The 16,565-nt window shown below is 75.7% G+C and carries 14 protein-coding genes and 1 riboswitch; of the genes, 9 read left to right on the forward strand and 5 right to left on the reverse strand.

The features are described from left to right. Window positions 1-64: 64 nt before the first annotated feature. From ACJ9NR_RS04775 to ACJ9NR_RS04785, 3 genes are all read left to right on the forward strand, one after another. A complete protein-coding gene (locus tag ACJ9NR_RS04775; protein ID WP_412489595.1) occupies window positions 65-742 on the forward strand; it encodes a uracil-DNA glycosylase in 678 nt (225 codons plus the stop codon). Beyond that, complete coding sequence (locus ACJ9NR_RS04780) at window positions 739-1,719, forward strand: N-acetylglucosamine kinase (RefSeq protein ID WP_412489594.1); 981 nt, start codon at window positions 739-741, stop codon at window positions 1,717-1,719. Before ACJ9NR_RS04775 ends, ACJ9NR_RS04780 begins: the two co-directional genes overlap by 4 nt. A gap of 118 nt (window positions 1,720-1,837) precedes the next feature. Further along, a complete protein-coding gene (locus ACJ9NR_RS04785; RefSeq protein WP_412489593.1) occupies window positions 1,838-2,761 on the forward strand; it encodes a sirohydrochlorin chelatase in 924 nt (307 codons plus the stop codon). 91 nt (window positions 2,762-2,852) lie between these two features. Here ACJ9NR_RS04785 and ACJ9NR_RS04790 read toward each other — a convergent pair whose 3' ends face one another. Then, window positions 2,853-3,887, reverse strand: a complete 1,035-nt coding sequence (locus ACJ9NR_RS04790; protein WP_412489592.1) for a lactonase family protein — start codon at window positions 3,885-3,887, stop codon at window positions 2,853-2,855. 184 nt (window positions 3,888-4,071) lie between these two features. Then, a complete protein-coding gene (locus ACJ9NR_RS04795) occupies window positions 4,072-5,562 on the reverse strand; it encodes an FUSC family protein (RefSeq protein ID WP_412489591.1) in 1,491 nt (496 codons plus the stop codon). Window positions 5,563-5,773: 211 nt separating this feature from the next. Between ACJ9NR_RS04795 and ACJ9NR_RS04800 the strand changes: the two genes are divergently transcribed. Together ACJ9NR_RS04800 and ACJ9NR_RS04805 are read left to right on the forward strand one after the other, a co-directional pair. After that, window positions 5,774-6,250, forward strand: coding sequence for an Lrp/AsnC family transcriptional regulator (locus tag ACJ9NR_RS04800; RefSeq protein WP_412489590.1), 477 nt, complete (start codon window positions 5,774-5,776; stop codon window positions 6,248-6,250). Window positions 6,251-6,269: 19 nt separating this feature from the next. Then, a complete protein-coding gene (locus tag ACJ9NR_RS04805; protein WP_412489589.1) occupies window positions 6,270-6,965 on the forward strand; it encodes an HAD family hydrolase in 696 nt (231 codons plus the stop codon). On the opposite strand, the gene ACJ9NR_RS04810 is transcribed toward ACJ9NR_RS04805, so the two are convergent. Continuing rightward, window positions 6,929-7,609, reverse strand: coding sequence for a TetR/AcrR family transcriptional regulator (locus ACJ9NR_RS04810; protein WP_412489588.1), 681 nt, complete (start codon window positions 7,607-7,609; stop codon window positions 6,929-6,931). The genes ACJ9NR_RS04805 and ACJ9NR_RS04810 overlap by 37 nt on opposite strands. Window positions 7,610-7,701: 92 nt before the next feature. Here ACJ9NR_RS04810 and ACJ9NR_RS04815 point away from each other — a divergent pair, with 92 nt between their 5' ends. Then, on the forward strand, window positions 7,702-10,806 hold the full coding sequence (locus ACJ9NR_RS04815) for a carboxyl transferase domain-containing protein (protein WP_412489587.1): 3,105 nt from the start codon (window positions 7,702-7,704) through the stop codon (window positions 10,804-10,806). Between the two features lie 103 nt (window positions 10,807-10,909). Here the strand turns inward: ACJ9NR_RS04815 and ACJ9NR_RS04820 are convergent, their stop codons facing one another. Next, window positions 10,910-11,692, reverse strand: a complete 783-nt coding sequence (locus ACJ9NR_RS04820; RefSeq protein ID WP_412490512.1) for a hypothetical protein — start codon at window positions 11,690-11,692, stop codon at window positions 10,910-10,912. Window positions 11,693-11,945: 253 nt separating this feature from the next. Next, window positions 11,946-12,707, reverse strand: a complete 762-nt coding sequence (locus ACJ9NR_RS04825) for a LysR family substrate-binding domain-containing protein (protein WP_412489586.1) — start codon at window positions 12,705-12,707, stop codon at window positions 11,946-11,948. Between the two features lie 105 nt (window positions 12,708-12,812). Here ACJ9NR_RS04825 and ACJ9NR_RS04830 point away from each other — a divergent pair, with 105 nt between their 5' ends. From ACJ9NR_RS04830 to ACJ9NR_RS04840, 3 genes are all read left to right on the forward strand, one after another. Continuing rightward, a complete protein-coding gene (locus tag ACJ9NR_RS04830; RefSeq protein WP_412489585.1) occupies window positions 12,813-13,217 on the forward strand; it encodes a DUF5997 family protein in 405 nt (134 codons plus the stop codon). A gap of 233 nt (window positions 13,218-13,450) precedes the next feature. Next, window positions 13,451-13,624, forward strand: a riboswitch (cyclic di-AMP (ydaO/yuaA leader). Between the two features lie 8 nt (window positions 13,625-13,632). Then, window positions 13,633-15,282, forward strand: a complete 1,650-nt coding sequence (locus tag ACJ9NR_RS04835) for a C40 family peptidase (RefSeq protein WP_412489584.1) — start codon at window positions 13,633-13,635, stop codon at window positions 15,280-15,282. Window positions 15,283-15,465: 183 nt separating this feature from the next. Continuing rightward, window positions 15,466-16,212: a helix-turn-helix transcriptional regulator gene (locus ACJ9NR_RS04840; RefSeq protein ID WP_412490511.1), complete on the forward strand. Its 747-nt coding sequence runs from the start codon at window positions 15,466-15,468 to the stop codon at window positions 16,210-16,212. The last annotated feature ends 353 nt before the right edge of the window (window positions 16,213-16,565 follow it).

Here is a 16,565-nt window from a genome sequence, read left to right on the forward strand (position 1 = left end):
GGGGGAACGCACGGCCCGGGCCACCGGTTGATCTCCGCCGCCCGTACGGCAGTAGGGTGACGCCGTGGCACCACGACCTTTGCATGAGACCGTCGAAGCAGGCTGGGCGAAGGCCCTGGAACCCGTCGCCGGACGGATCGCCGCGATGGGCGACTTCCTCCGCGCGGAGATCGCCGCGGGGCGCACCTACCTGCCGGCCGGGCCGAACGTCCTCCGGGCCTTCCAGCAACCCTTCGACGAGGTACGGGTCCTGATCGTCGGTCAGGACCCCTACCCGACGCCGGGACACGCGGTGGGGCTGTCGTTCTCGGTGGCGCCAGAGGTGCGCCCACTGCCCGGCAGTCTCATCAACATCTTCCGGGAACTGCACACCGACCTGGGGCTGCCGGCACCCTCCAGCGGCGACCTGACGCCGTGGAGCGAGCAGGGGGTGCTGCTGCTCAACAGGGCGCTGACCACCGCCCCGCGCAAGCCGGGCGCGCACCGCGGCAAGGGCTGGGAGGAGGTCACCGAGCAGGCCATCCGGGCCCTCGCGGGGCGCGGCAAGCCCCTGGTGTCCATCCTGTGGGGCCGGGACGCCCGCAATCTGCGGCCGCTCCTCGGCACCCTGCCGTCGGTGGAGTCCTCCCACCCCTCCCCGATGTCGGCCGACCGCGGCTTCTTCGGCTCCCGCCCCTTCAGCCGGGCCAACGACCTGCTGATCGGCCAGGGCGGACAGCCGGTGGACTGGCGACTGCCGTGAGCGCCGCGGAGGACGGGGTCCTCGCCGTCGACTCGGGGGGCTCCGGACTGCGCGTCGTCATCGGCAGCCGGGAGCGCGGTCCGCTGGGCCGGCGGGAGTCGCGGGAGCCGGTGCCCACGGGATCACGGGGTATCGATCCCGGGCACTTCATGGCGCGACTGGCGCCGATGGTGCGGGAGTTGACCGCCGAGACCGGTGTCGGGCCGCTGAGCACGGCGGCCGTGGGTGCCGCCGGGCTCGCCACCCTCGGCGAGGCGCTGCGGGCCGAACTGCCGGGTGCGCTGGGGCGGGAGTTCGGGATCCGTTCGGTCGCCCTGGTCGCCGACGCCGTCACCGGCTACGTGGGCGCGCTCGGGCCGCGTCCCGGTGCCGTGGTCGCCGCCGGCACCGGACTGATCGCCGTCGGCACCGACCTGACGTGCTGGCGCCGCGCGGACGGCTGGGGTCATCTGCTGGGCGACTGCGGCGGCGGCGCGTGGATCGGGCGGGCCGGGCTGGAGGCCGCGCTGCGCGCGTACGACGGCAGGCCGGGCGGTTCGACCGGTCTGCTGGCCCGCGCCGAGGAGGTGTTCGGCCCGATGCCGGGGCTGCCGGGCCGGCTCTACCCGCGTCAGGACCGCCCCGCCGTCCTCGCCTCCTTCGCGCCGGAGGTGGCCGCCCGCGCCGACGGTGACCCGGTGGCCGCGGGCATCCTGCGCGCGGCGGCCCGGCACATGGCCGAGTCGGCGGCCGCGGTCTGCCCGGAGAGGGGAGAGCCCCGGGTGTCGGTCACCGGCGGCCTGCTGAAGATGGGAGACCCGCTGCTCGTCCCGCTGAGGGAGGAACTGGCGCGGCGACTGCCCCACGCGCCGCTGGTGCCGGCCGGCGGCGACCCGCTCGCGGGCTCGGTCCGGATCGCCCTCGATCTCGCCGCGGGGGCGCTCACCCTCCCGGGTGACGCGGCGATGCTGAGCGTGGTGACCGTGCGGGGCGACTGACCCCGGCACGCCGGTCACCTCCCCGCGGACGTAACTCATCAGACAAAACCGGACGGATACCGCTCACCTGCACCCTCCCCGAACAGGGGAGCCCAAGAAGCCAGTAACATGCGTCGCCATGAGCTCTGCCACTGGACCCGCGTCCGGCCTGCCAGTACGAATGCCGCGACCTCGCCAGCCCGGGCGGCACCGCCGACCCGAGCCGCTGGCGGCTCCTGAGGGCGCGCCCGCGCTCGTCCTCGTGGTGCCGGGCACTCCCGGTGCCGCCACGCGCAGCCTCGCCGAGGAGGTCGTGAGCATCGCGCGCTCCGAGCTGCCCGGCCTGGACGCCCGGATCGCGTACCTGGACGGGGACGAGACGGAGTTCCCGACGCTCCAGGCCGTGCTGACGCACGCCGCCGAGGAGCGCACGGCCCGCTACGAGCAGGCCAAGGCCGCGGGTCTGGACGTCAAGGAGCCCGACGGCCCCGTCGCCGTCGTCGTGCCGCTGCTGGCCGGCCCGGACGGCGCCCTGCTGCGCCGTATCCGCCAGGCCGTGATGGACAGCCGTATCGCGGCCGATCTGACCGACGTGCTGGGCCCGCACCCGCTGCTCGCCGAGGCGCTGCACGTGCGGCTGTCGGAGGCCGGTCTGGCCCGCGCCGACCGCGCCCGCCTGTTCACCGTGGCGACCGCGGCGGACGGCATCATCCTGGCGTCGGTGGGCGGTGAGGAGGCCGTGCAGGCGGCCGGGATCACCGGCATGCTGCTCGCCGCGCGCCTCGCGGTGCCGGTCATGGCGGCGGCGCTCGACCAGGACGGGTCGATCTCGGCCGTCGCCGAGCAGCTGCGCGACGCGGGCTCGCAGCAGCTGGCCCTCGCGCCGTATCTGATAGGACCGGAGGTCGACCCCGGCCTGGTCGAGGAGGCGGCCAAGGAGGCGGACTGCTCCGCCGCCGAGCCGCTCGGCCCCTACCCGGCGATCGGCAAGCTGGCGCTGGCCAAGTACACGTCCGCCCTGGGCATCACCCCGCCGCAGCCGCAGGGCACGCCGGTCCGCTGACGCTGACGGCGGCACCGTACACATGCCGAAGGGCCCGCTCCGGCCACCGGAGCGGGCCCTTCGGCACACCTGCCGCCGCTCGCCGCGGCGCTCAGCCGAAGACCACGCACGACGCGGCGGGGACGCCGAGCGCGCCCACGTGGCGCGGCAGGCCCGTGGCCGGGTCGACGGCGAACCAGGCCACCTCGCCGGAGCGCTCGTTGGCGACGTAGAGGAACCCCTGGAACTCGGCGAGCGCACGGGGCCAGTGGCCGCCGCAGGGCACCGTGCCGACCAGCCGCAGCTCGTCGCCCTCGACGGCGAAGGTGGACAGGACGTCCTCGCCGCGGGTGGCGGTCCACACGAAGCGGCCGTCGGGGGAGGCGACGACGCCGGAGGGGTAGGCGTCGCCGGACGGGGCGCCGGGCAGCACCTGCCCGACGGTCAGCGGCTCCAGGAGGCCGGCGGCGGCGTCCCAGCGGCAGACGGTGAGCGTCGGCGTCAGCTCGCCGAGCACGTACGCACGCGTGCCGTCCGGGTGGAAGGCCAGGTGGCGCGGTCCCGAGCCGGGCCGCAGGGCGATCTCCCGGTGGACTTCGAGACGGCCGTTCGTCAGTGTGCAGACGCGGACGGAGTCCGTGCCGAGGTCGACGCCGAGCACCCAGCGGCCGCTCGGGTCGGGCTGCACCTGATGGGCGTGCGGCCCCTGCTGGCGGAGGGCGTGCGGACCCGAGCCCTTGTGGCTCAGGACGCCGGACGCGGCGCCCGCGAGCGTGCCGTCGGCCCGGATCGGCACCACCGTGACGCTTCCGGAGCCGTAGTTGGCGGTCAGGACATGGCCGTCGTGGACGCTCAGATGCGTGGGGCTGTCGCCGCCGACCGGCACCGGCGCCCCGGCCTTCACCGGCCGCTCCCCCGTCACGCGGAACGCGGCGACCGCGCCCTCCGCCGTCTCACTGACGGCGTAGAGGGTCCGCCCGCCGGGTGCCAGCGCCAGATAGGACGGGTCCGCTACGGAGTCCACGCGGCTCAGGGCGGTGAGCGCGCCGCTGCCCGCGGCCACGGCCGCCGTCACGATCCCGGGGCCGCCGGCCGCCGTGAACGACCCGATGTAGGCCCGCTGTCGCCGCCCGCCGCCATCCGTCACCGCTGTCCCCTCTCGGTCCTGTGCGTCAGGGCGACGTTAGCAGTCGATCATTCGCGGTCTAGACCATACGTGGGCACGGACCGGACCGCCCCGTCCGCCGGGCCCGGCGCCGCGCGCCGAGGAGCGGCGGGTCCGAGGGCGTTCGCAAGCGGGGCGGCCGGCCCGCGGACGGCCGTCGGACGGCCTACGCGCCGACGAGCGGTGAACCCGACGCTGTCCTCAGCGGGGCGGCCAGCTCCGCCAGGGCCCGTTCCAGGCCGTGCAGGTGGGCCAGGGCGGGCTCCGTCGCGGGTGGCCCGGGAAGGGTCGTGACGTGGTCGCCGCCGCCGGTGAGGGCCTCGACCGCCGCCTCCACGCGCCAGCAGGCGGCGGCCAGGCGGGCGTCGTGCGAGGCCTCGGGGTCGGCGGCGACGGAGACCAGGCCCCGCGTCTCGCGGGCGCAGTCGTCGAGCAGGGCCAGCACCCGGCGGGCGCGCCGCTTGCGGCCGAGCATCGGGTTCAGCGGATGGACCAGGGGCGCGACCGACATCCGTACCCGGCCGAGCAGCAGCTCCAGTTCCGCGATCCGGCGCGCCGGGTCGGCGTCCGCGGAGCCGGCCAGCCGGGCCGCCGCCTCCGCCGTGCAGGCGTGGACGCAGCGCAGTGCGCGCTGGATCCAGCCGTCGGTGACGGTGTGCGTGGTGACGGGCAGCACGAAGAGGACGGCGAGCGCGGCGCCGAGCGCGCCGACGCCGGTCTCCGCCGCGCGCAGGGCCAGCAGGCCGGGGGTGAGCACGCCCAGCAGGCCGTAGAGGAGTCCGGCGAGCAGCGTGACGCAGAGCATCATCCACGTGTACGACACCGCTGCCGAGTAGAAGACGCCGAAGACGCAGACGGCGAGGAGCAGGGCCGAGGCGGCCGGGGCGCCGTGCAGGGGGACGGCGACCAGTACGCCCAGGCCGATGCCGAGCAGCGTGCCGAGCATCCGGCGGAAGCCGCGGACCAGGGTCTCGCCGCGCGAGGCGGTGTTCACGAAGACCCACCAGGTGGCGCCGACGGCCCAGTACCAGCGCTGCCCGGACACCAGCTGGCCCAGGAGCAGGGCGAGGCCCGCGCCCGCGGTGGCCTGGACGGCCTGGCGCGTGGTGAGGCGCGCGAGACCGGTGCCGGCCGGCGGTGCGGGCGCGGGCGCCGGGGGCAGCCGCGCCTCGTAGCACCACAGGCCGAAGCGCACGGCCGAGGTGGTGAGCAGGGACAGCACGACGGCGGCGTACAGCTCGGGCAGCCGGCTGGTGGTCGCGTGCAGGAACTGCGCCATGAAGAAGGTCATGAACGCGAACACGCCGAGGCTGTGCCCGCGCGGTCCCCAGCGGCGCGCGTACACGCCGGCGCCGGTGATCGCGAGGAAGGCGAGGTCGCGGACGACCGGGTGGTCGTGCAGCACGGCCGCGGCGGCGAGCACCGGGAGGCCGACGGCGGGCAGCAGCGCGGTGGTGACGGCCTGCCCGCGGACCGTGGCGTCGGAGACGGTGAACAGGGCGAGCAGCGCGGCCAGGCCGCCGATGACGGCACCGACGAGGGAGAGGCCGGCCAGGCCGCAGACGACGGCCGCGAGGCCGATGCCGAGGACGGCACGGGCGGCGAAGCGCAGCCGTGTGCGCCCCGGGTCCGGAGCCACGAACACCCTCTTCAGCAACTGCTTCCCACCCCTCGGACACGGCATGAAAAAGGCGCCGCGGAGGTTCCGCAGCGCCATCGACACCCACATTGCAGCACCGAACCTCCCGTCGGCTCAAGCGGGCCGCATTATGCTGGGCCATTGGCACAGTCACATCGATCCGGGAGCGTGCACGGGCGGGCCATCGGACCAGACACGGACCGGACCGTCCGGGAGGAGGCCGCACCCCATGGCCGTCGACGAACTCGACACCCGCATCCTGCGGCTGCTGATGGAGCAGCCGCGCACCAGCGTGCGCGAGTACGCCCGCATCCTGGGCGTGGCGCGGGGCACCCTGCAGGCGCGGCTCGACCGGCTGGAGCGGGACGGCGTGATCACCGGTACGGGCCCGACGCTCTCCCCGGCAGCACTCGGTCATCCGGTGCTCGCGTTCGTGCACATCGAGGTCACCCAGGGACATCTGGACGACGTGGGGGACGCGCTGGCCACGGTGCCGGAGATCGTCGAGGCCTTCTCGATCACGGGCGGCGGCGATCTGCTGACCCGGGTCGTGGCACGGGACAACGAGCATCTGGAGGACGTGATCCAGAAGCTGATCAGCCTGCCCGGCGTCGTCCGCACCCGTACCGAGGTGGCCCTGCGCGAGCGCGTCCCGCAACGGCTGCTGCCCCTGGTCGAGTCGATCGGGCGCGCGGCCCGCACGTGACCTTTGCCATGCTGGGGTCATGAGCAGGCTCGGCGACACCGCGGTCGTCTTCGATCTCGACGGAACGCTCGTGGACAGCGAGCCGAACTACTTCGAAGCGGGCCGGCGGACCCTCGCCGAGCACGGCGTCCCGGACTTCACCTGGGCGGATCACGAGCGGTACGTCGGCGTCAGCACGCAGGAGACGGCCGCCCGGTGGCAGCGGGAGTACGGCCTCGCGGTGTCCGCCGAGGACCTGCTCGCCGACATCGACCGCCGCTATCTGCAGCTGGCCCGCACCGGCACGCGCGCGTACCCGCAGATGCGGAAGTTCGTCGAACTGCTCGCCACGGACGGGGTGCCGATGGCGGTGGCCTCGGGGTCGTCGCCGGAGGCGATCGAGGCGGTCCTGGCGGGCACCGGCCTGGGCGGGTACTTCCGCGCCGTCGTCTCGGCCGAGGAGGTCGCGCGCGGCAAGCCCGCCCCCGACGTCTTCCTGGAGGCGGCCCGGCGCCTCGGCGCGGTCCCGGCCGACTGCGTGGTCCTGGAGGACGCAGCCCCCGGAGCCGCCGCCGCGCACGCCGCCGGCATGCGCTGCGTCGCGATCCCGTACGTCACGGCCCGGGCCGGCGCCCCGGAGTTCGCCACCGCGGACCTGCTGCTGCGCGGGGGGCAGGACGAGTTCACCGCGCGCGGCACCTACGACTGGCTCCTGCGCCCGGCCCGGCCCTCCTGATCCCGCGCCGCCGCGGGAGGCACCGGTCCGGCTCCGAGCAGGCGCAGATACATGGTGCTCACGTCCCGTACGGCGGCGTCGTACGTCTCGGGCCGCGCCGCGACCCGGCGGGCGAACTCGGCGCACATGCCGCCCACCGCGCGGGCCACGGCGAGCGGTTCGGCGACCGGGGCCGCCTCGCCCCGGTCGGCGAGGCGGCGGATGTAGCGGGCGTGACGGCGCACGGGCCGCTCGCGGATCTCCTCCCACAGCCGCCGCACGTCCGGATCGGTGCGGGCCTGCTGTTCCAGCAGGACGAGCAGGGGCTGGTGCCGGGCGCAGGCGGCGATGACGGCGCCGACGGACGCCTCGGCGACGGCGCCCGGGTCGCCGGTGTCGACGCCCGGCACCTCCTGCGCGGCGAGGAACGCGTCCCGCACGCGCACCGCGAGGACGCGGAAGATCTCCTCCTTGGAGGCGAAGTACACATAGAAGCCCGCCCGGGACACCTCGGCCTCCGCGGTGATGTCGGCGACGGTGGCGGGGCCGAGTCCGCGCCGCGCGAAGACGGCCTCGGCCGCGTCCAGGAGCCGGGCGCGGGCCGGGGCCCCGGTGCGGTCGCGGGCGGTGCGGACCGCCCAGGCCCTGTGCTGCGTGCGTGCCATGCCGCGAGCGTATTGACGTTGACGTCAATGTCAATGAGCATGGCGGGGCCGGTCGATGAGGCCCGTCGGGGCCCGTGTCCTGGAGGGCTCACATGGGTTCTGCCGCCGTACTGGTCGCCAACCGCGGGGAGATCGCCGTACGCGTCCTGCGTGCCGCCTCGGAGGCCGGGCTGCGCTCGGTCGCCGTGTACGCCGAGGGCGACGACGCGCACGCCCGGGCGGCCGACGAGGCCGTGCCGGTCGGCGGCTACCTGGACGGGGCCGCGCTGCTGGCCGCCGCGCGGGGCACCGGATGCGACTACCTCCATCCCGGGTACGGCTTCCTGAGCGAGGACGCGGACTTCGCGCGCCGCTGCGGACAGGCCGGCATCACCTTCGTCGGGCCGGCGCCCGAGGTGCTGGCAGTCTTCGGGGACAAGGCGCGCGCCCGCGGGTTCGCCGCCGAGGCGGGCGTTCCCGTGCTCGCCGGCGCCGACGGCCCGGACGGGGCGCGGGAGCTGCTGGCCTCCGGGCCCGTGATGATCAAGGCGGTCGGCGGGGGCGGCGGGCGCGGCCTGCGGGTGGTGCGGCGGGCCGGGGAACTGGACGAGGCCTGGGAGCGGTGCGCCTCGGAGGCCCGGCAGGGCTTCGGCCGGGGCGAGTTGTACGCCGAGCGGCTGCTGGAGGGGGCCCGGCACGTGGAGGTCCAGGTGGTCGGGGACGCGACCGGGGCCGTCACGCATCTGTGGGACCGGGACTGCAGCGCGCAGCGCCGCTTCCAGAAGGTGATCGAGATCGCGCCCGCCCCGGAGCTCGACCAGGACACCCGCGAGCGGGTACTCGGCGCCGCGCTGCGGATGGCGCGCGCCGCGCGGTGCTCCAGCCTGGTCACCTTCGAGTTCCTGCTCCAGGGGCGCGAGTTCTGGTTCGTCGAGGCCAACCCCCGGCTCCAGGTGGAACACACGGTCACCGAGGAGGTGACGGGCATCGACCTGGTCGGCGTGCAGCTGCGGCTCGCGGCCGGGGCCTCGCTGGCGGAGGTGGGGCTGTCGGACCCGCCGGCCGCGCCGCGCGGATTCGCCGTGCAGGCGCGGGTCACCGCCGAGGAGGCGGGGCACGTCACGCGCTTCGACCTGCCGTCGGGGCCCGGCGTGCGGGTCGACACCGCGAGCCGCGCGGGGGCCGCGGTCGGCCTGCGCTACGACCCGTTGCTGGCGAAGGTGATCGCGCACGTCCCCGCGGGCGGGGTCGAGGCGGCCTGCGCACGGGCGCGGCGGGCGCTGGGCGAGTTCGCCGTGGAGGGGGTGCGGACCGGCATCCCGTTGCTGCGGGAGGTGCTGGCCCGGCCGCGCTTCTGGGCGCACACGGGCGTGGTGGAGGAGCTCGCGCGGGCACACCCGGCCGTCCGGCAGGAGAGCTCCGGCGGCACGGTCCTCGCACCGCTGAGCGGTACGGTCGTCTCCGTCGACGTCTCCCCCGGCGAGCCGGTGCGTGCCGGACAGCGGCTGCTGGTGCTGGAGGCCATGAAGATGGAGCACGTGGTGCGCGCTCCCGGCTCCGGGGTGCTGCGGCAACTGCACGCCCGGGTGGGCCGGACGGTGGCCGAGGGCTCGGTGCTGGCCGCGCTGGACGGCGTCACCGGCCCGGGCGACGACGGGCCCGCGGCGGAGGAGCCGGCCGACCCGGACGCCGTACGCGCGGACCTCGCCGAGGCCGTACGCCGGCACTCCTTCGGGCTCGACGGGAACCGGCCGGAGGCGGTCGCCGAACGGCACGCGCTCGGCCGGCGCACCGCCCGCGAGAACATCGAGGACCTGTGCGACGCGGGCTCCTTCACCGAGTTCGGCGCCCTGGCCGTCGCCGCCCAGCGCCGGCGCCGCTCCCTGGACGACCTGATCCGGTCCACGCCCGCGGACGGCCTGGTCTGCGGCACCGGGCGCGTCGGCGGCGAGCCCTGCGTGGCGATGTCCTACGACTACACGGTCCTCGCCGGCACCCAGGGACTGCAGAACCACCGCAAGACCGACCGGATGCTGGAGATCGCCGGGGAACGGCGGCTGCCCGTCGTGCTGTTCGCGGAGGGCGGCGGCGGGCGGCCCGGGGACACCGACACCACGTCCGTGGCCGGTCTCGACCTGACCACCTTCCGGCGGATGGGGCGGCTCAGCGGGCTGGTCCCGCTGGTCGGCATCGCCTCCGGACGGTGCTTCGCGGGCAACGCGGCGCTCCTCGGCTGCTGCGACGTCGTGATCGCCACACCCGAGGCGACGATCGGGATGGGCGGGCCGGCGATGATCGAGGGCGGCGGGCTCGGCGTGTACCGGCCGGAGGAGGTGGGCCCGCTGTCGGTGCAGGTACCCAACGGGGTCGTGGACATCGCCGTCGCCGACGAGGCGGAGGCGGTACGGGTCGCGCGGACGTACCTGGCCTACTTCCGGGGCCCGCAGGGCACCTGGGAGGCGCCGGACCAGCGGCTGCTGCGGCAGGTGGTGCCGGAGAACCGGCGGCGGGCGTACGACGTGCGGACGGCCGTCGCGGGGCTCGCGGACACGGGCTCGGTGCTGGAACTGCGGCCCGGGTTCGGCGTCGGCGTCCTGACGTGCCTGGTGCGCGTCGAGGGGCGGCCGCTGGGCCTGCTGGCGAGCAACCCGGCGCATCTGGGCGGGGCGATCGACCGCGACGCGGCCGACAAGGCGGCCCGCTTCCTGCAGTTGTGCGACGCCTTCGGGCTGCCGGTGGTCTCGCTGTGCGACACCCCGGGGTTCATGGTCGGCCCGGAGACCGAACGGACCGCCACCGTACGGCACTTCGCGCGGCTCTTCGTGACCGGCGCCAATCTGCGGGTGCCGCTGGTGAGCCTGGTGCTGCGCAAGGCGTACGGGCTCGGCGCGATGGCCATGATGGGCGGCTCGACGCGGGCTCCCCTGGCCACGGCCGCCTGGCCGAGCGGCGAGTTCGGCGGGATGGGCCTGGAGGGCGCGGTACGGCTCGGCCACCGCAAGGAGCTGGAGGCGATCGCGGACCCCGCCGAGCGTGCCCGTGTCTTCGAGGAGCGGGTCGCCGAGTTGTACGAACGCGGGAAGGCGGTCAACGCGGCGGCCGCGCTGGAGATCGACGCGGTCATCGATCCGGCGGGGTCGCGGGAGTGGATCGTGGCCGCGCTGGAGCGGTGCCCCGTCCCCCGCCCGGGTCACCGCCCGTTCGTCGACGCCTGGTGAACACCCGGTCCGGTGGGTCCGCGGCGATCCGGAGGGCGGCGGTGCGGCGCGGCGGCCGCCGCCCGATGCGCCGCCTCGGCCGGTGCGTCCGTGCTCCGCCTCCTCACTCCGGATGTTCGCACAGGTGATCCGGATGCCGGATCCCGCGCTGAAGAGGAGCCGGGTCCCCGCCCCGCACGCCGCGCGCACGCCGCAGTCCGGCGAACAGGCGGGAGCGGGAGCGGGCCCGGCCACGCAGGGCCAGCAGGATCGCCACGCCGATCGCTATCAGGTGCTCGCGGCCCGCCAGGTTGGGCACGGCGACCGACTCCCACACCATGGACCCGCTGGTGAGCGCGAAGACGACGGGGGCACGCCGTACGACGGCGACGTAGGTGAACAGGCCCACGACCGCGGCGGACGGTCCGGTGTCGAGCACCCGCCCGATTCCGGGCGGCAGGCCCAGCCCGCCCCAGCCCGCACCGAGCGCGATCATCACCCGCACCATCAGGGTGCCGGCCAGCGTGGTCGCGTACGAGACGACCAGCGTCCTGGTCCGGCCGAGTATGAGTTCGGCCAGCGCGAAGGCGAGGAACAGCTGCGTGATCCCCGCCCACACGGGCAGGTCCAGGGCCGGGACGTACAGCGACACCGGGGTGCGCAGCAGGGCCAGCCACAGCGGGAGGTCGGCGTTGACACCGCCGAGGACGCGGACCACCACCGCACCCGTGGGCCGCTGCGCCAGCGCGTGGAAGAAGATCACGCCGAAGGCGGCCACGAACGCCAGCGTCAGCCCGGACAGCCCGCGCCGCACGAGCTGCCGCACCGGATCGACCACGATGCCGTACCACTCGCCGCGCACCGTGCGCCCGACGAAGGACGCCGACCGCCACAGGGCGGCGCGCAACCGCTCACGTCCCCGGCGGCCGGGCGGAGCGGCCGGTGGTCCGTCGGCGCGCGGTGCGTCGGCGTGCGGCTCGTCCGCGCGAGGCCCGTCGGCGTACGGCTGATCGGTGAGCGGCTCACCGGCAAGCGGCTCGTCGCTGAGCGGCTCCTCCTCGGTGCCGCTCTCACGGCGCTCCCCCATGCGAAGCAAGACTCCCCCTGAGAGGGTGAAGGTGACCCGTACAGCACAGGGGCCACGCCACCCCGCCCGAGGGCTACGCCCGGCGGCGGGGCTTCCTGCGCTTGGCGCCCTTGGAGACGTCGGATTTGCCCCCGAGGTTGCGCGCCGTCGTTTTCGCGCCGGTGGAAGCGCGCCTGTCACCGGCCCGCGCGCCGGTCCTGCCCTTCGGCTCCGGCGCCGCGGCCTTGCGGCCCCGGGAGCTGTTGACCGTGCGCCCGCGGACGATGCCGATGAAGTCCTCGACCAGGTCCGTCGTCGCCTCCTCGGGCCACGCCAGGGCGACACTCGACTGAGGAGCGTCCACGACCGGCCGGTACACCAGGTCCCTGCGGTGGTGCAGGCGCGCCAGCGACTGCGGGACCACCAGCAGGCCCACTCCGGCCGCGACGAGTTCGACGGCGTCCTCCGTGGTGGCGGGACGCTCGACGGCGGGCCGGCCCGGCGGCCGGTCCCAGCCGAGGACGTCGTCCAGCGGGTGGAGGAGGACCTCTTCGGCGAGGTCGTCCACGCTCACCTCGTCCACCGCTGTGATCACGTGATCCCTGGGGATCACGACGACCGTCGTCTCCGTGTAGAGCGGGATGGCGCTGAAGTACGTACGGTCGACCGGCAGCCGCAGGAGTCCGGCGTCGGCGCCGCCGGCACGCAGCAGGCCGGGCGCCTCGGCGGCCGGTACGGCGAGGAGGGCCAGCGGGACGCCGGGCAGGCGCTCGTTCCAGATCCGCACCCACTTCGCGGGCGTCGCCCCCGGGACGTACGCGAGCCGGAACGTGGGAGATGCCTGCGAGCCTGTCACGCCGCAAGGCTACCGGCCCGGGGCGGTGCCGGGTCACCGGCCGTGACCGGTCCCGGGCCGGCGGCCCCGGTCGGGGCCGTCGTGTCCGCTCGATACCCTGACCCCATGACGTCGCACCAGAGCACCCAGACGATGAAGCCCGCGACCGCGGCGAAGAAGCTGGGTGTGTACCTCGAGGCCACCCCCGCCGAGTTCCGGGAGGGTGCCGTCTCGCGGGCCGAGCTCGACCGGTTGCAGGCCGATCCGCCCGCGTGGCTGCGCGAGCTGCGGGCCGACGGTCCGCACCCCCGTCCGGTGGTCGCGGCGAAGCTGGGCGTCTCCATCGCGGGCCTCGCGCGCGGCGGCGTCACCGAGGCGCTCACCACCGAGCAGATCGAGGCCCTGAAGCAGGAGCAGCCCGAGTGGCTGCTGAGGGAGCGCGCGACCCAGGCCGAGGTCCGCAAGGAGGCGGCCCGGATCAAGCAGCGGAACGCGGAGCGCGCGGCGCGGAGCGGGTCCGGCCGCTCCTGACCACCGCCCACCGCCCGGCCCACCGCCCGGCCCCGTGCCCGCCCGCCGGTCCGCCGGCGACGGTCGGTCGCCGTCCGGAGCCGCTGTGTACGGGCGCCCGGCACCTGACGGGACGTCACGACGAAGGTCACAGAAGCGTATCGGACATTCCGCCCCTCAACCTTCACACGAGCCGCACAAGTTGGCTAGTTTGGCGGCAGGCCGCACGAGTTCTTCCGGCGCCCCGCCGGGACGTGCGGCCTCCGCCGAGTCCGGTGCGCCCCCGTGGCAGCCGGAGCCGGGGACCCGACCGAACGATGGGGTGAATCGGCCCGACCGCCCGTCCGGGCAAGGGCCGTAGGGCATGCCTTCCGGATCGACCGCCCGAACCCGACAGCTGACTCGGTAGGCGGAGCACGGAAGGAGTACGGCTCCCATGGCGCCGGAACGATCGTCGCGCTCCCAAGGCTCCGGCCTTCCCGGAATGCGCAACTCCGCTCTCGCCACCGCTGCCCTCACCTCGGTGGCCCTGTTCTCACAGACGGCCGACGCCGCCGCGACGGCGGTGGACGCGGCCCCGAGCAGCGAGGACGTCCGGCAGCGGGTGAGCAGCCTGTACGACCGGGCCGAGAGCGACACCGGCCTGCACAACATCACCCGGGCGCAGTCCGCCTCCCGGGGCCGGGCCCCGGGAGGCGGGGGCCGGACCTCGGACCCCGATCTGGACAACCTCGCCCGGCAGTGGTTCCAGGGGGCGCGTTCGTCCCTGGGCCCGACGGCCCCGGCGATCCTCCCCGCCGACCGGCTGCCGGCCCAGCGCACCGCGGCCCGTCCGAAGGGGCCGGAACGGGCCTCCGGGACGGCGGGCCACGGCGCCGCCCGTGAGCTGGAGGCGGCCGCCCGGCCCGCCCTCGAACTTCCTGCCGGAGGGACCCGGCAGCGTCCCGCGGCGGAGCTGACGGCCGGCCCGACGGCCGCGCTGCCCGCTGTGCCGGCCCAGCGTCAGCAGACCGCGGCCCCGCCCGCGGAGGCGCCGGAGCCCGGGCAGGTGGTGCTGCGCCGCTCCAAGCAGGAGAACCAGCGCAAGATCGCGGCGGCCAGCGACCTGCTGTACCGGCACACCGCCCGGCAGACGTCCGCGGCCCCGCTCGCGGCCGCCCAGCCCCAGGCCCTCACCACGTGGCAGCCCCCGGCGGAGCAGTCCCAGCGCGCGGCGGAGGAGGCGTGGCGGCTGCGGCAGCCGAGCGTCCTCGACACGGGCGTACCCGCCCTCGGCCACTGGGGCGCGCAGCAGCCGGACGTCCCCGGCACCGCGATCCCCGCCGGTGAGGACTGGCGCACGCGGCAGCCGGCCCTGCTCGACACCGGCGCACCCGCCGCCGGGAACTGGGGCGCGCAGCAGCCGGACCTCCCCGGCACCGCGATCCCCGCCGGTGAGGACTGGCGCACGCGGCAGCCGGCCCTGCTCGACACCGGCGCCTCCGACGCCGGGAACTGGGGCGCGCGGCAGCCGGGCGTCGCCGAGACGGGTGTGTCCGCGGCCGAGGAGGCGTGGCGGATGCGGCTGCGGGAGCCCAGTGTCCTGGACACAGGGGTGCCGGCCGTCGAGGACTGGCGCATGCGGCAGCCGAGCGGCCTCGACACGGGCGTACCCGCCCTCGGCCACTGGGGCGCGCGGCAGCCGAGCGTCCTCGACACCGGCGTCCCGGCCGTCGAGGCGCCCGTCGGAACCCAGGCCGACCGGGCCGTCGCCTTCGCCCGCGCGCAGATCGGCAGGCCGTGTCTGTGGGGTGCGGTCGGGCCGGAGTCGTACGACAACGCGGGTCTCACCCAGGCGGCGTGGAAGGCCGCCGGGGTCGCACTGCCGCGCAGCACCTCCGAGCAAGCGGGCACCGGCACGGTGATCCCGCTCGCCGAGTCCCGCCCCGGCGACCTGATCTTCTTCCACGACAACTTCAGCCATGTCGGGCTGTACACGGGCAACGGCATGATGGTCCACGCGCCCGGTCCCGGCTCGGTCATCCGTGAGGAGTCGATCCACAACGCCGGTGAGGCGGCCGTACGGATCGCCGTGCGCCCCGCGTAAGGCGTGCTGCGGGCCGCCGGCCCCCCGCTCCGGCGGCCCGCACGGTGATCGGGCCCGAGATCATCGCGGCGGCCCGGTTGAAGTCTCGGACGGCGTGGGGTATCGCCGGTATGGGCAGAACTGCGTACGCGGCGGACGAGCGGAGAGAACGTGGGACAGGCGCGGGGCTCGGCACACGAGCGCATGCTGTCGGTGGCCGTCGCCGCGCTCAACGAGAGCGAGCCCGAGCGGCTCTGGCCGCTGCTGGCGAGCGCGCTGCCGGGCGTGTGCGGCGGCGAGACCCTGGTCTACAAGCTCGACGACTGGAGCGAGAGCGAGGGCACGGTGGGCATGCCGCCGGCCCTGGCCACGGTGTTCGACGGGCTCGCGGAGGAGGATCTGGGCCTGCTGCGCGCGGGGTACCCGTTCGCCCGGCACTATGCGGCGGGGTCCGGCAGGGAGCCCCTCACCGCGCGCCGGGCCGCCGGTTCCGCCTGGTCGGCGAGCCCGACCAGGCGGCTGATCGGCGACGCCATGGACGCGGACCACGTCCTGGCGATTCCGCTGCCCGGGACGACGACGCCGATCACCGGATGCATGATCTACCGCTCCGGCACGGACTTCACCGACGACCATGTCCGCGCGGCCGAGCAGGTGCAGCCTCTGCTCGCGGCGGTCGAGCGGCAGCGCCGGCTCCTGGAGAGCAGGCGGCGGCCGCCCGCCGCGACGCCCGGTGCGCCGGCCGCCGAGGGGCCGCTCACGCCCCGCGAACTGACCGTGCTGCTCCTGCTGGCGGACGCCCTGACCGCCGCCGCGATCGGCCGCCGGCTGGGCATCTCGGACCGTACGGTCCACAAGCACGTCGAGAGGATCTACCGCAAGCTCGGCACGCGGGACCGTGTCGGCACGGTGCTACGGGCCCAGCGGCTGGGGCTGATCCCCACGCCCTGAGCGTGCGGGTCCGGCGGCAGGGCGATCTGCGCGCCGTGGCAGGGGACTTCCGAACCGCGTCGCCGGTGCTCGGCGGCGGGCACGCACCCGGCCGGTCCGCCCGCCGCCGCACCGCCCCGCACTTCGGCACCGGCCCCCGGACGTACGCCTCGACGGTCGGCGGCGCGGGCCGAGACGCCGTCACCGCCGCTCCCCCGGCGACCCCGGCGACCCCGGCGACCCCGGCGACGTACCGACGACATCACGACGCGCGGACGGTGGCGGACCGCGGCGGACGGCCATACGGTGCCGGCGCCGACCCGACGGGCTAGCCTGGCACGACCGGCGGGACGTCCGCCTCTCGATTGACGACG

This window comes from Streptomyces sediminimaris (genome assembly GCF_047049295.1).
GTDB lineage: Bacteria > Actinomycetota > Actinomycetes > Streptomycetales > Streptomycetaceae > Streptomyces > Streptomyces sediminimaris.

Bases quoted from the DNA above. Each gene is read 5' to 3' on its own strand.
- ACJ9NR_RS04800 (WP_412489590.1), top strand. From the start codon at position 5,774: ATGGCCGTCGACGAACTCGACACCCGCATCCTGCGGCTGCTGATGGAG.
- ACJ9NR_RS04810 (WP_412489588.1), bottom strand. From the start codon at position 7,609: ATGGCACGCACGCAGCACAGGGCCTGGGCGGTCCGCACCGCCCGCGAC.
- ACJ9NR_RS04785 (WP_412489593.1), top strand. From the start codon at position 1,838: ATGAGCTCTGCCACTGGACCCGCGTCCGGCCTGCCAGTACGAATGCCG.
- ACJ9NR_RS04830 (WP_412489585.1), top strand. From the start codon at position 12,813: ATGACGTCGCACCAGAGCACCCAGACGATGAAGCCCGCGACCGCGGCG.
- ACJ9NR_RS04835 (WP_412489584.1), top strand. From the start codon at position 13,633: ATGGCGCCGGAACGATCGTCGCGCTCCCAAGGCTCCGGCCTTCCCGGA.
- ACJ9NR_RS04815 (WP_412489587.1), top strand. From the start codon at position 7,702: ATGGGTTCTGCCGCCGTACTGGTCGCCAACCGCGGGGAGATCGCCGTA.
- ACJ9NR_RS04805 (WP_412489589.1), top strand. From the start codon at position 6,270: ATGAGCAGGCTCGGCGACACCGCGGTCGTCTTCGATCTCGACGGAACG.
- ACJ9NR_RS04840 (WP_412490511.1), top strand. From the start codon at position 15,466: ATGCTGTCGGTGGCCGTCGCCGCGCTCAACGAGAGCGAGCCCGAGCGG.